Origin of the sequence: Zobellella taiwanensis (genome assembly GCF_003012795.1) — a bacterium.
Lineage (GTDB): Bacteria > Pseudomonadota > Gammaproteobacteria > Enterobacterales > Aeromonadaceae > Oceanimonas > Oceanimonas taiwanensis.
Genome location: NZ_PXYH01000001.1, coordinates 103,078 through 116,460, shown reverse-complemented (window position 1 = coordinate 116,460; position 13,383 = coordinate 103,078). Strand labels below are relative to the sequence as shown.

General features: G+C 61.8%; 15 protein-coding genes. 10 read left to right on the top strand and 5 right to left on the bottom strand.

What is annotated here, in order from left to right; translation table 11 throughout:
- Positions 1-127 precede the first annotated feature (127 nt).
- Together adk and hemH are read left to right on the top strand one after the other, a co-directional pair.
- Positions 128-772 carry an adenylate kinase gene (adk, locus tag C7I36_RS00540; RefSeq protein WP_106451798.1) on the top strand — a complete coding sequence of 215 codons (645 nt, stop codon included), beginning with the start codon at positions 128-130 and terminating at the stop codon, positions 770-772.
- A gap of 64 nt (positions 773-836) precedes the next feature.
- The gene (gene hemH, locus C7I36_RS00535) at positions 837-1,805 is read left to right on the top strand and encodes a ferrochelatase (protein ID WP_342749466.1); all 969 of its coding nucleotides are present in this window, start codon (positions 837-839) and stop codon (positions 1,803-1,805) included.
- Between the two features lie 76 nt (positions 1,806-1,881).
- Here the strand turns inward: hemH and C7I36_RS00530 are convergent, their stop codons facing one another.
- Positions 1,882-2,295, bottom strand: a complete 414-nt coding sequence (locus C7I36_RS00530; protein WP_106451796.1) for a hypothetical protein — start codon at positions 2,293-2,295, stop codon at positions 1,882-1,884.
- 154 nt (positions 2,296-2,449) lie between these two features.
- On the opposite strand from C7I36_RS00530, the gene C7I36_RS00525 reads away from it, so the two are divergent.
- From C7I36_RS00525 to C7I36_RS00505, 5 genes are all read left to right on the top strand, one after another.
- Complete coding sequence (locus C7I36_RS00525; protein ID WP_106451795.1) at positions 2,450-2,644, top strand: DUF4250 domain-containing protein; 195 nt, start codon at positions 2,450-2,452, stop codon at positions 2,642-2,644.
- Between the two features lie 56 nt (positions 2,645-2,700).
- Positions 2,701-3,354, top strand: coding sequence for a thiopurine S-methyltransferase (locus C7I36_RS00520; protein WP_106451794.1), 654 nt, complete (start codon positions 2,701-2,703; stop codon positions 3,352-3,354).
- Between the two features lie 359 nt (positions 3,355-3,713).
- Positions 3,714-5,081, top strand: coding sequence for a YjiH family protein (locus C7I36_RS00515; protein ID WP_106451793.1), 1,368 nt, complete (start codon positions 3,714-3,716; stop codon positions 5,079-5,081).
- Positions 5,082-5,191: 110 nt separating this feature from the next.
- Positions 5,192-5,884, top strand: a complete 693-nt coding sequence (locus C7I36_RS00510) for a transposase (RefSeq protein WP_106451792.1) — start codon at positions 5,192-5,194, stop codon at positions 5,882-5,884.
- A gap of 28 nt (positions 5,885-5,912) precedes the next feature.
- Positions 5,913-6,449: a DUF924 family protein gene (locus tag C7I36_RS00505; protein ID WP_106451791.1), complete on the top strand. Its 537-nt coding sequence runs from the start codon at positions 5,913-5,915 to the stop codon at positions 6,447-6,449.
- A gap of 62 nt (positions 6,450-6,511) precedes the next feature.
- Here C7I36_RS00505 and C7I36_RS00500 read toward each other — a convergent pair whose 3' ends face one another.
- Complete coding sequence (locus C7I36_RS00500) at positions 6,512-7,144, bottom strand: YccT family protein (protein WP_106451790.1); 633 nt, start codon at positions 7,142-7,144, stop codon at positions 6,512-6,514.
- Positions 7,145-7,274: 130 nt separating this feature from the next.
- Positions 7,275-9,347 carry an ATP-dependent DNA helicase DinG gene (dinG, locus tag C7I36_RS00495; protein WP_106451789.1) on the bottom strand — a complete coding sequence of 691 codons (2,073 nt, stop codon included), beginning with the start codon at positions 9,345-9,347 and terminating at the stop codon, positions 7,275-7,277.
- 260 nt (positions 9,348-9,607) lie between these two features.
- Here dinG and C7I36_RS00490 point away from each other — a divergent pair, with 260 nt between their 5' ends.
- Complete coding sequence (locus C7I36_RS00490) at positions 9,608-10,684, top strand: porin (RefSeq protein ID WP_106451788.1); 1,077 nt, start codon at positions 9,608-9,610, stop codon at positions 10,682-10,684.
- Positions 10,685-10,835: 151 nt separating this feature from the next.
- Here the strand turns inward: C7I36_RS00490 and C7I36_RS00485 are convergent, their stop codons facing one another.
- Entirely contained in the window at positions 10,836-11,207 is a 372-nt protein-coding gene (locus tag C7I36_RS00485; protein ID WP_106451787.1) for a transcriptional regulator, TraR/DksA family protein, read from the bottom strand.
- Positions 11,208-11,301: 94 nt separating this feature from the next.
- Positions 11,302-12,234 carry a tRNA-dihydrouridine synthase gene (locus C7I36_RS00480; RefSeq protein WP_106451786.1) on the bottom strand — a complete coding sequence of 311 codons (933 nt, stop codon included), beginning with the start codon at positions 12,232-12,234 and terminating at the stop codon, positions 11,302-11,304.
- Positions 12,235-12,354: 120 nt separating this feature from the next.
- Between C7I36_RS00480 and C7I36_RS00475 the strand changes: the two genes are divergently transcribed.
- Both C7I36_RS00475 and apt read left to right on the top strand, forming a co-directional pair.
- Positions 12,355-12,747 (top strand): YbaN family protein, encoded by a 393-nt coding sequence (locus C7I36_RS00475; protein WP_106451785.1) that lies wholly within the window; start codon positions 12,355-12,357, stop codon positions 12,745-12,747.
- An 86-nt stretch (positions 12,748-12,833) separates the two neighbouring features.
- Entirely contained in the window at positions 12,834-13,379 is a 546-nt protein-coding gene (apt, locus tag C7I36_RS00470) for an adenine phosphoribosyltransferase (RefSeq protein WP_106451784.1), read from the top strand.
- Positions 13,380-13,383 lie beyond the last annotated feature (4 nt).

The following is a 13,383-nucleotide window of genomic DNA, read 5'->3' as shown; positions in this document are numbered from 1 at the left end:
TGGGGGGGAGCGCTGGTATCATCAGCAATTGGTCTAAGGCTCCGGCGCTGTTACTTGTCCGGATGCCGGTGTCATGACACAATCAGCCCCCAATTACGAATGATTAATCAAAGAAGAGGACGCTGTTATGCGCATCGTTTTGCTGGGTGCTCCGGGCGCGGGTAAGGGAACACAAGCTCAATTTATTATGGAAAAGTTCGGTGTTCCGCAAATTTCGACCGGTGACATGCTGCGTGCCGCGATCAAGGCCGGCACCCCCCTGGGGCTGAAGGCCAAGGAAGTGATGGACCAGGGCCAGCTAGTGTCCGATGACCTCATCATCGGCCTGGTCAAGGAGCGGATCAGCCAGGACGACTGCGCCAAGGGCTTTTTGCTGGACGGTTTTCCCCGCACCATTCCCCAGGCCGATGCCATGAAGGAAGCCGGCGTGGCGGTGGATTTTGTGCTTGAGTTCGCGGTGCCGGACGAGGAAATCGTTAAGCGCATGAGCGGCCGCCGGGTGCATCCGGGCTCCGGCCGGGTGTATCACCTGGTGTACAACCCGCCCAAGGTGGAAGGCAAGGACGACGTGACCGGCGAGGATCTGGTGATCCGTCCGGACGACGAAGAAAGCACGGTGCGCAAGCGCCTGGGCATCTATCATGAGCAAACCGCGCCGTTAATCGATTACTACAAGCAGGAAGCCGAGGCCGGCCATACCCGCCACTACAAGGTGGACGGCACCCAGTCGGTTGAGCAGGTCAGCCGCGAGCTTATTGATATTTTGTCTTAATCGTCACGGTCCCGGGCCGGGCGCGATGGCGCCCGGCCTTTTACTATTCAGGATTGGTAACAAGGTGAAAACAGGCGTCTTACTGGTTAACCTGGGTACCCCTTCAGCCCCTACCGCCGCCGCGGTAAAAACCTTTCTCGCTCAGTTTCTGCACGACCACCGGGTGGTGGATGTGCCGCGTGCGCTCTGGTGCCCCTTGCTGCACGGCATCATACTGCCGTTTCGTTCGCCCAAGGTGGCCAAGTTGTATCAGTCCATCTGGTGGGAGGAAGGTTCGCCCCTGATGGTGGTGAGCAAACGCCAGCAGGCGGCCCTGAGCAAGGCGCTGCAGGCCGAGGGCATTGATATTCCGGTGGCGCTCGGCATGAGCTATGGCGAGCCGTCCATGGCCAGCGGCTGGCAGCAGTTGAAGGCGGCGGGGGTGGACCGGGTGATAGTGTTGCCGCTGTATCCCCAGTATTCGGTCAGTACCACGGCGTCGGTGTTTGATGCCTGGGCCCGGCTGATGAAACAGGAGCGGCTGGTGCCGGCACTGCGTTTTGTGCACGATTACCACGACTTTGGCGGTTATATCCAGGCGCTTGCCGCCTCGGTGCGCGAGCACTGGGAAACGCACGGCCGGGGCGATTTGCTGCTGCTGTCTTACCACGGTATTCCCAAGCGCTACGAGGACGAAGGCGACCCCTATGGGCGCCAGTGCCACCGTACCTCCGAGTTGCTGGCGGCGGAGCTGGGGCTGGAGCGCCACCAGTGGCGCACCACGTTTCAGTCCCGTTTTGGCCGCGAGGAGTGGCTGCAACCCTATACCGACGAAACCATGAAGGCGCTGCCGGGCGAGGGCATCCGGCGGCTGGACGTGATTTGTCCGGCCTTTTCGGCCGACTGCCTGGAAACCCTGGAAGAAATCGCCGAGCAAAACCGGGAGTTGTTTCTGGAAGCGGGCGGCGAGTCTTATCAGTACATCCCGGCCCTTAACGACAACCCGGCCCATATCCGCATGCTGGTGGATCTGGTTTGCCGTGAACTGGTGTAGGGCTTAAGGGGTTGCCCGCAAGGCCGCCGTCCTGCAGGACGGCGGCCTTTTTTGTACCCCGGGCCCGGCCTGGTGCTTAGTGCAGCGCCGGCAGGGCATCCGGGTGCCGGCCTTCGAGCAGCAAGGGTATTGTCTGGCATTGCCGGCCGGCGGCGGGCGGGTGCCCGGGCCAATACACCAGCGCCGCTATGGCGGGCGAGGCCAGGGCTTGCTCAAGCAGGCGGGGAGAGGCCTTGCCGGCGTTCATGACCCGCGCCGGATTGATGCCCGCGGCCACCAGCGCCCGGCGGGAGAGGGGGGCGGGGGCGTTGGCAAACAGAATCCATCCCGTATCGCTGCGGCTGATATCGGCCAGCCTGGCCAGCAGGCTGGCCTGCTGGCTACTGCCCGAGCCGGCGGGCGTAAGGCCGGCAGGCGCGGCGGCAAGGGAGGCCGGTGCCCGGCCGGCAGAGGGAAAAACCGGTTCGCGAGTAAACAGGATGGTCGCCATATGCAGTCCTTGTTGTTCGTTTACTGTTTATAAATACAGTAGTCTCCAAGGTGGCCAAGGGTCAAGAAAAATACTGTTTAAAATTACAGTATTTGTGCCTGTGTGTTCCGCATGGCACCAACTATACTGAGCAAAAACCCCGCAGGAGAGAACCATGAACAAGACCCAACTTGAACGGATGGACAGCCATATGGTGCTGAGCATCGTAAACGAAAAGCTGCGCCTGGAATGCGACAGCCTGGAGGCCCTGCTGGCCCTGTATGAGCTGGACGGCGGCTGGCTGGGCGCGCGGCTGGCGCAAATCGGCTACCGTTACGACCCCCACAGCAACCAGTTCAAAGCCGCCTGACATACCGCCCGGGGCCCGCTACAATCGAGCCCCGTTAGCTGGTTTTGGGAGTGATTATGGAAGCGGAATTCTGGCATCAGCGCTGGCAATCGTCCCGCATCGGGTTTCATCAGCCGAGTGTTAACGGCCACCTGCGCCAGTTTTGGCATACCCTGGGAGTAAACGAGCGCACCGAGGTGCTGGTGCCCCTGTGCGGCAAAAGCAGGGACATGCACTGGCTGGCGGAGCAGGGCCACGCCATTGCCGGCTTTGAGCTGTCGCCGCTGGCGGTGCGCAGCTTTTTTGAGGAGGCGGAGATAGTGCCCGAGCCCCGCCGGCTGACCCATTACCAGTGCTGGCAGCACGGCGGTTTCAGCCTGTATGAAGGGGATTTTTTTGCCGCCGACACCCTGGGCCGGCGTTTTGACGCCGCCTACGACAGGGCGGCGCTGATTGCCCTGCCGGCGCCGATGCGCCCGCTCTATGCGGCCTTGCTGGCGCGCCTGCTCAATCCGGGGGCGATGATGCTGCTGGTCACGGTGGACTATGCGCCAATACAGCAGCAGTCGCCGCCGTTCGCGGTGCCCGAGGAGGAAGTGCACCGGCTGTTTGGCGAGCAGTTCAGTGTCCGCCTGCTCGGGCGGCTGGAGGAAGGGCAGGGCAACCCCAGGGTGGCGTCCGGCGAGCGTACCTTTTTTAACGAGCTCTGCTTTGCGCTCAGGCGCCGCTGATTGGGCGGCGTTTTCCGCTTTATCTTGTTCTTCGAAGGCTGCCCCGGCAGCCTTTTTTCGTTTTGTGCGCTCTGCCGGTTTTCAGCGGGGCATAAAATCCTTATACTCCCGCTCGATGTTAACAAATCAGAACAAATATCTAACAAAGATATTTTTTGTGGGGTTATGTTTTGATTATTTCTTTTTATTAAATATATTTGGCTATAAAATAACTATTCACAAGGGCCTGGTTTTACCGGTGTGTTATGCACCCAGGGGTGCGTTTTATGTTGGTGTTTCGGCCTGGCATGCATAATTTTGCAGTAATCGTTGTTTTTTAGCCGAGTCGGGTGCGCTTGCCCGGTAAGGAAGGAGTAACCATGGAAAAGACGTTGACGGGGCAGGCTGCGGCAAGCAAGCGAAACCTGCTGATGTTCCTGCTGCCCTCGCTGGCGGGTATTTTGCTGTTTATGACCCCGGTCAGTTACAACGGCGACCTCACCATACTGATTGCGGTGCTGGCCAAGGCACTGCAGGCCGCCCTGGAAGGCTGGCTGACCACCATAGTGACGGTGCTGATCACCGCCTCGGCGTTGATCTCCCTGCTGGTGAGTCTGTTCCGCCCGGCCGCCATTATGCGCAGCCCCTTTTTGAACACCCTGTTCAATGTGCGCCCGGTCTGGCTGCTGAGCCGGGTGCTGGGTGCGGCCTTTGTGCTGATGGTATTCACCCAAAGCGGCCCCGATATCCTCTATAGCGGCGACACCGGCGGCCTGGTGCTGAACGACCTGCTGCCGGTGCTGTTTGCCGTGTTCATCTTCGCCGGCCTGCTGTTGCCGCTGCTGCTGGACTTTGGCCTGCTGGAGTTTGTGGGCACCCTGCTCACCGGCCTGATGCGGCCCGTGTTCCGCCTGCCGGGGCGCTCGGCGGTGGACTGCATGGCCTCCTGGCTGGGCGATGGCAGCGTGGGCATATTGCTGACCAGCAAGCAGTACGAAGGGCATTACTACACCCAGCGCGAGGCGGCGGTGATTGGCACCACCTTTTCGGCGGTGTCCATCACCTTCAGCCTGGTGGTGCTGGCCCAGGTCAAGCTGGAACACATGTTTGTGCAGTTCTACCTGGCGGTGTGCCTGGCCGGCATAGTGGCTGCCATAGTGGTGCCGCGCCTGCCGCCCCTGTGCTGGAAAAAGGACACCTTTATCAACGGCGAGCCGCGTCCGGCCAACGACGAAACCACGCCCGCGGGCTATTCCCGCCTGGGCCACGGTTTTGAACTGGCGCTGGCCCGGGCCGGCAAGGTGCAGGGGCTGGGCCAGGTGGCCAGAACCGGTGTGCACAATGCCCTGGACATGCTGTTTGGCGTGCTGCCGGTGGTAATGGCCTTTGGTACCCTGGCGCTGGTGATTGCCGAAACCACGCCGCTGTTCACCTGGCTTGGCCTGCCTTTCGTGCCGCTGCTGGAGCTGCTGCAAATCCCGGAAGCCGCCGCCGCCTCCGAGACCATAGTGGTGGGCTTTGCCGACATGTTCATTCCGGCGATCCTGGCCACCTCCATCGAAAGCGACCTGACCCGTTTCGTGATTGCCGCCCTGTCGGTGACCCAGCTGATTTATATGTCGGAAGTGGGCGCCCTGCTCTTGGGCAGCAAAATACCGGTCAACATCGTTGAGCTGTTTGTGATTTTCCTGTTGCGGACCCTGGTCACCCTGCCGGTAATCGCCCTCATCGCCCACCTGGTATTCTAACCCCCCTAAAAAGGGGTCGGAGTCAATTATTAATTGACTCCGACCCCTTTTTTGCCTCTTTTGGGTGCCGGCTGCTAAGGTGATTAGTGTGTGCGGCAAAGGGGGTTGGCATGCCGAGAAGAAAACGCTGTTACCTTGCCGGTGTGCCCAGCCATGTGGTGCAGCGGGGCAATAATCGCCAGCCGTGCTTCTTTTGCGATGAGGATCGCGGTTTCTATATCAAGGTGCTGGGCGAAGCGCTGGAACGCTTCGAGGTGGCCCTGCATGCCTACGTTCTGATGACCAACCATGTCCATTTGCTGATGACGCCCGCCAGCGAGCAGGGGATATCGCGGGTTATGCAGTGCCTGGGGCGAAGCTATGTGGGCTACGTTAACCAGCGTTATCGCCGGACCGGAACCTTGTGGGAAGGACGGCACAAGGCCAGCCTGATAGACACCGAGCCCTATCTGCTTAATTGCCAGCGCTATATAGAGCTTAATCCGGTGCGGGCGGGCATGGCCGAGCAGCCGGGGCAGTACCATTGGTCGAGTTATCAGGCCAACGCCCGGGGCAAGCCCGTGGCCTGCCTCACTCCCCACGAGGTTTACCTCAGGCTGGGCAACACGCCGGCCGCCCGGCAGCAGGCCTACCGGTCGTTGTTCGAGCAGCCGGTGCCGGAAGAACAACTGGCGGATTTCAGGATGGGCCTGAACCACAATTATCCGGTGGGAAGCCCGCAATTTCGCCAGGATCTCCAAGAAAACGCGCACCTTCCCCTGGGGCATTTGCACCAGGGCAGGCCGGCAAAACCGAAAAAATGACTCCGACCCCATTTTATAAGGAGAGGCGATGTATCAGTCTGTGTTGAAGTTTTGGTTTGAGGAACTCAGGCCGGCCCAGTGGTGGGCCAAGGATCCGGCGCTGGACGACACCATTGCCCGGCGCTTTGGCGACTGGCATCGCCGCGCCTGCCTGGGCGAGCTGTTCGAATGGCGGGTTAGGGCCCGCGGGCGGCTGGCCGAAATTATTTTGCTCGATCAGTTTTCCCGCAACCTCTACCGGGATACGCCCGCCGCCTTCGCCCACGACGGCATGGCGCTGGCACTGGCACAGGAGGCCATTAGCAGCGGCGCCGAACGGGATCTCAACCGGGAGGAAAAACTCTTCTTATATATGCCTTTTATGCACAGCGAGTCGTTGAAAATCCACGACACCGCGCTGGCCCTGTTTCAAAACCTCGGGCTGGCGGATAACCTGGATTATGAAATTCGCCACCGGGAGATCATCGCGCGTTTTGGGCGTTATCCGCACCGCAACGCCATTCTGGGCCGTGAATCAACCGAGGAAGAGCTAGGTTTTCTGACCGAGCCCGGCTCCCGCTTCTGAGCCAACAAAAAGGGGTCGGAGTCAATTTAAAATTGACTCCGACCCCTTTTTAGGTGGGTGGGTTATTGCTGTTGGATCATCCAGATTTGGAAGGCGCGGCGGGTGTCGGCGTCGGCTTCGTTCCACCAGTGTTGCAGCATTTCCAGGCTGTCGGCGTTGACGGCGGCATCGCCAAACTTGGCCTGGGCGGCGGCCACGGCGGCTTCGGTGCGGCCGTTAAAGGCCTGGCGGGTTTCCTTCAGGTGTTCCTGGATGCCGCGGGCGGTATCGACTCCAGCCGGACGATAGACAGTGAAGATATTGGCTTCAACCGGCTGGCCGGTCCGCTTGTCGATGACGGTAATTTCTTCTGCCTGGTTTTGTAGAAACTGGCGAGCGGCCTGATGGTTGATCGGCTCTTTGTAGCTGATGGTCAGGTCGGCATCGGCCGGCGCATCGACTTCGATAATCACAGGGTCACCGTGCATAACACGGATTTGGTTTTTGGTTGAAAAATCCTTGCTAAAGCTCAGCGCGAATTGGTGCTTGCCTCCGCTGATATCGACGGCATGAACGGAACGCATGACACTGTGATCGGTTTTCTCACCGTCGACCAGTAAAATTTGGTAAGGCTGCTGGGCTTCAAAGGTGGCGGCGCCGGCGCCAAAGGACAAACCGGCCACTGCCAGGGCGGCGAGGGTAACACGCATTTTCATAGAGGGCTCCTGAGCCATGGTTATTTCCCGAAACGGGCTGCTAAGTAATTGAGGCCAATGCCAAGTTAACCGCAGGATTGTGGCAATTATTGGCGCCAAGCGCAATCGCCACGGGCCCTGGCCGGCCCGGCTAGCCGGGCCGGCCGGTTTGCCGGTGAAACGGCGGCAGGGCGTCGAGCAGCGCCCGGCCGTAGCGGCGGGTGAGCAGCCGGCGATCGAGCAGGACAATGCGGCCCTGGTCGGTTTCGGTGCGCAGCAGCCGGCCGCAGGCCTGCACCAGTTTGCGCGAGGCTTCCGGCACCGTCAGCTGCATAAAGGGGTTGCCGCCGCACAAGGTTATCCATTCGGCCATGGCTTCTTCCACCGGCGAGGTGGGCACCGCGAAGGGCAGCTTGGTGATAATCAGGTTGGTGAGGTAGTGGCCGGGCAAATCCAGCCCTTCGGCAAAGCTGCCGGTGCCGAACAAGACACTGGGCTGGCCGCCGTCGCACTTCATCCGGTGCAGTGTCAGCAGCGCCTGGCGGCCGGCTTCTCCCTGCACCAGCAGTGACAGCCCCCGGCGGCGCAGGGCCTCGGCCACCTGGTTCATTTGCCGGTAGGACGAAAACAGCACCAGGCTGGCGGCCTGTCCCTCGAGCCAGCGGGGAATTTCTTCGGCCAGCAGATCATCAAAACCGGGATCCGTGGGCTCGCCGGCCAGGGGCGGGATAATCAGGTGCGAGCGGCCATAGTCGAAGGGGGAGTTCAGCCGCAGGTAGTGGCTGCCGTCATCCGCCCGCAACCCCACCGCCCGGCGAAAGTAGCCAAAGTCGTTAAGGGCGGTAAAGGTGGCCGACACCATGATCACCGCCGCCGCCCGCGACCAGCACCATTGTTCCAGCAAATGCCCCACCGCCAGCGGGGTGGCGCACAGGATGATGTCCTGGCGCTGGCATTCCAGCCAGCGCGCCGGCGGGGTGTGCCGGGGGCCGGCGGGTTTTTGCATCAGCTCGCACAGGGCGGCGGCCTGTTCGCCGTGCAACTGCTGCAAGCCCACCGCCGCCATGGCGCTGGCCAGGGCGCCGTTGCCGGGCTGGCGCTTGAGCCCTTCCGCCAGTTGTCCCTGCAGCCGATCCAGGGCCCGGCGCAGGGTTTTTTGTTCTTCTTTTATTGTGCCCAGCCCCTGCTCCAGCAGCGGGGGCAGTTCACCGGCGGCAAAGCGCAGGCAGCCCTGTTCGTCGGGCGTCAGCCGGCCCTGGCGCACTTCGCCCTGCAGTGCCTGGTAAAGCCGGTTGAGGGAGGGAATCAGCTGCTGCAGGGCCTGCTGCAGCAGATCGAGGGCGCGGCGGCCTTCTTCGTCCAGCAGGGCAGCCAGAGCGGGCAATTGCTTGTTGAACTGCTCCAGGGCGCGCCGGCCCTGGCCGAGCGCCAGCCGGGCCGAGCCCTGGTCCCGGGCGATGTGGGGCAGGTGGTGGGCTTCGTCCAGCACATAGAGGCACTGTTCCGGCTCCGGCAAAATCACGCCGCCGCCCATGGCCAGGTCGGCCAGCAGCAGGGCGTGGTTGGCCACGATCACGTCGGCCCGCTCCAGCTCGGCCCGGGCCCGGTGAAAAGGACAATGGCCATGGCCGAGCTGGGGCTGGCAGCTGTGCCGCTCGGTTTGCAGCTGCTGCCAGAGGCCGTCGTCGATGGGGGCGGGCCAGCTGTCCCGGTCGCCGGCCCAGCGCTGGCCGGCCAGGGCCTGCCACAGTTCGGCCACCTGGGCCTGTTGTGCCGGGGTCAGTTCGCCGGCGGCCTCGAACAGGCCCAGTTGCCCCTGGCCTTCGGCCAGCGCCTGCAGCCGGTGGGCACAGCAATAGCGGGCCCGGCCCTTGGCCAGCACAAAGTGAAAGGGCGGCTGGCAATGGGGCTGGAACAGGGGCAGATCCTTGCCCACCAGCTGTTCCTGCAGGGCCAGGGTGGCGGTGGAAATAACCAGGGTTTTGTGGTTGAGCCGGGCCCAGGGAATGGCGGCCTGCAGGTAGGCCAGGGATTTGCCGATGCCGGTGCCCGCTTCCGCCACCAGGATACGGCGGCCGGGATCATGGCGCCCGAGCAGCACCTTGCCGATTTCGGCCACCAAAAAGTTTTGCTCCCGCCGGGGCCGAAAACCGGGAATGGCCTGGCTCAGGCGACGGTAGTTGGCGCGTACCTGATCGCCGTAAACAGAAGAAGGGGAGGTCATATAGCGGGCCGCTCGCGATAAAATCCGGCGGGAAGTATAACCGCTAGCCGATTTTGTGTCAGGCGCAAGGCCCAGGAGGAAGAAAGGCGGGCAAAGTCACATTTGCGCCAACTATGAACGTCACTGTCACAAAAAGTTCCCGCTATTTTGTTGCAAGCTCAAAAAACCGGTGATAGGCTGCTGCCCATAGTAACGTTAAGCGTTGCTAACACAGGGAATAACAAGGACTTAGTGTTTAATTACAGTAGGCATCTAAAATCATGAAAAAGACTATTCTTGCACTGACCATCCCTGCGCTGTTTGCAACTTCTGCCAGCGCCGTGACCGTATATTCCGACGACAGCTCCGCTGTAGACGTATACGGCCGTATCCAGTACGAAGCTGGTGAAATCCGCAAGTCCGACGAAAAGTTCGGTGGTGAAGGCGAAGCCCGTCTGGGTATCAACGCCAAGTACAACCTGAACCAGGACGTGGACCTGATCGGTAAGCTGGAGTGGCAGGTGACTGCCGAAAGCGACAACGCCACCGGTTCCGACAGCATCGACGCGCGTTACGCCTACCTGGGCTTCCGTTTCCAGGACACCACCGAACTGACCTTCGGTAAGAGCGAAACTCCGTTCGCCCAGCTGTCCGACTATACCGACCAGTTCAACGCCTTTGGCGCCGCCGCTTATGACCACAACTGGCGTCCCGATGACCAGATCCGTGTAGCCTATGCCGCCAATGGTTTTGACCTGCGTGCTGGTTATGCTTTTGGTGACGCCAATCGCAATGATAGCTTTGGCAGCCGTACTGTTGACGTTGACCTGGGCGAATTTGACCCGGACCTCGATGGCCTGACTGTACCGGTTGTTGTTGATGGCGCAGCTGACCTGAAACAAAAGAACCAATATGCCCTGTCTGCAGGCTATAACTTTGCCGCCGGCCCCGGTGATGCCGGTGTGGTTGCCGCCTACGAGCGCGTAAACTTTGATGGCAACCCTGCTCTGAACGTAAAAGATCAAGAGCTGGACAAGTGGGGCCTGGGTGTTAACTACGCTCTGGATGGCTTCTACGGCGCCGTTGTTTACGGTCAGTCCGAGCAAAGCAATACCGTTGATGCCGACTTCTGGGAAGCCTACGGCTCTTACAATGTAGACGCCTGGACTGTTCGCGCTGCGTTTAACTTCAAGAAAGCCGATGCCAACATCGTTGGTCCTCGCGTATTGGTTGAAGAATATGTACTGGGTGCCCAGTATGCCTTCAACGCCAAGACCAAAATGTATGCCGAGTACGTTATTGACGAAGCCAAAGACGGCGAAGATCAGTACGCCCTGGGTCTGCAATACAACTTCTAATATAGCTTTCGCTTAATTAAGAAGTTCAAAAAAGCCGGCGCAAGCCGGCTTTTTTTATTATTGAACTTATCGATGCGCGTTAATACTGCCAGTCCCCAGTCCCCAGTCCCCAGTCCCCAGTCCCCAGTCCCCAGTCCCCAGTCCCGTTTTGCTACAGCTCCCAGGCGCCGTGCTGGGCCTTGCGGTATTTTTGCTCGCAGGGATCGCAGCGCTGGCGGCAGGGGTCGGCCAGCAGTTGTGCCCGGGTCAGCTCGGCCTCGCAGTCGCTGCACAGGCCATACAGGCCCAGTTGCCACTGGCACAGGGCGGCATCCACCTGGCGCAGTTGCTTGAGCAGGGGTTGCAGTTGCGGCCAGCCGGCCAGGGGGGCGTAGTCCGCCCATTCGTCGGGGGGCAGCCGATACAGCTCGGCGGCCATGGCGGCGTCCAGTGCCAGCAGGGTATGCCAGAACGCCTGTCGCCGGTTTTCTGCCTCTTGCTGCAGTCGGTGTTCCAGCTCGCTGTCGGTGCTGATGGAGTTCATGGTCTCTTCCAGAATGCGGATCTTGGCCCCCAGTATAAAAGGGCCCCGTCCGGAGCAACATGACGTAAATCAAAGCCGGGCCATCCGGCCCCGGTCAGGCGGGCTCCGCCAGCCGGCGGCGGATGTCGGCGGTTTGCCCCAGAGTGCGGATGCGGGCAAACAGCGCCTGGGCCTCGGCATAGTGCAGCCGCAGGTAGCTCAGCCATTGCTTGATGCGGTTGGGGTAATACAGCCCCTTGTCGCCGGCGATTTCCATGTCGGAATAGGCCAGCAGCAGGGCCACCACCTGGGGCCAGGCCATGGGGGCTTCGTCCCGCACCAGGGTGGCGCCGAGGTTGGGCAGCGCCAGGGCGCCCCGGCCCAGCATGAGGTCGGCGCAGCCGCTGTCTTCGCGCGCCTGGGCGGCCTGGCCGGCGTTCCAGATTTCGCCGTTCACCACCACGGGAATGGTCAGTGCCCGGCGGATGTCGCGCACCAGCGACCAGTAGGCGGGGGGCCGGTAGCCGTCCCGTTTGCTGCGGGCGTGTACCGCCAGCTCGGTAATGCCGCCCTCGGCCAGGGCCAGGCTGTTTTGCAGGTAGCTGTCGCGCTCGTCCTGGCCCAGGCGGATTTTGGCGCTGACCGGCAATTCGGCGGGCACGGCGGCGCGCACCGCCCGGGCAATGCGGTAAAGCTGTTCGCTGTCGCCCAGCAGGGCGGCGCCGCCCCGGTGTTTGTTGACGGTTTTGGCCGGGCAGCCGAAGTTGAGGTCGATGCCCCCGGCGCCGAGCCGGCAGGCCTGGGCGGCGTTTTCCGCCAGCCAGTCCGGGTCCTGGCCCAGCAGCTGGATGCGCACCGGGGTGCCCGCCGGAGTTCGGCAGCCCTGGTGCAGCTCGGGACACAGGCGGTAAAACACCCGGGGCGGCAGGCGCATGTCCACCACCCGCACAAATTCGGTCACGCAGAGGTCAAAAGGATTGAGGCGGGTCAGCAGGTCCCGCATCAGATGGTCGAGCACCCCTTCCATCGGGGCCAGGATCAGGCGCATGGCAGTCCGTCGTGCAAAAGCCGGCAGTGTACCTTCTTGGACCGGCGGCGGGAAGCGCGCCGCGGTTCTGGCGCGGGCCATTGTTTGCTATGCTCGGGGTAACAACAAAAGGAGGGGCCTATGCGCATTCTGTTTGCCCTGCTTGGCGGCCTGTCCCTGGGGCTTGGGGTGCTGGGCGCCTTTTTGCCGGTGCTGCCGACCACGCCCTTTGTGCTGCTGTCGGCTTTTTTGTTCGGCAAGTCGTCGCCCCGGGTGCATGCCTGGCTGCTCGGCCATCCCTGGTTTGGCGGCATGATCCACGACTGGCAAACCCACCGCGGCCTGCGCGCCCCCGTACGCCGCCGGGCCCTGTGGCTGATGGCCGCGAGTTTTGCCTTTTCCATCTATGTGGTGCCGCTGTGGTGGGTGAAAATCCTGTTATTGCTCACATTTTTGGCATTGGTGGTCTGGTTTTTGCGCCTGCCGCTGGTGCCCGAGGGGGCGGCGGTTGCAATGAAACAGACGAGGCCCTAAGCTAGCGACCAATTTCGCTTATCGAATCCATCGGATTGTCCGCCATGCCCGTGCCTGCGCCGGGCCCAACGAGGCTGCCTTATTCAATGAAACAACAAACCCTCAAGCTGATTGCCGACAGCATCGTCACCATTCCCGATTATCCCAAGCCGGGCATTTTGTTTCGCGACATCACCAGCCTGGTGGAAAATGCCGAGGCCTTTCGCCTGACCATAGACACCCTGGTGGAGCTGTACCGGCATTCGGGCATCAGCAAGGTGCTGGGCACCGAAGCCCGGGGTTTTATTTTTGGCGCCCCGGTGGCGGCGGCGCTGGGCGTGGGGTTTGTGCCGGCGCGCAAGCCGGGCAAGCTGCCCCGGGAAGTGATAGAGGTGCCCTACGATCTGGAATACGGCCAGGACCGGCTGCAGATCCACGTGGACGCCATTGCCCCGGGCGAGAAGGTGCTGATCATCGACGATCTGCTGGCCACCGGCGGCACCGTGGAGGCGGCGGTCAAGCTGGTGCGCCGCTGCGGCGGCGAGGTGCAGGACGCCGCCTTCGTGATCTCCCTGCCGGCCCTGGGCGGCGCCCAGAAGCTGAGCCGGCTGGGGGTCAAGGTGACCAGCCTGGTCGAGTTCGACGGCCATTGATGCC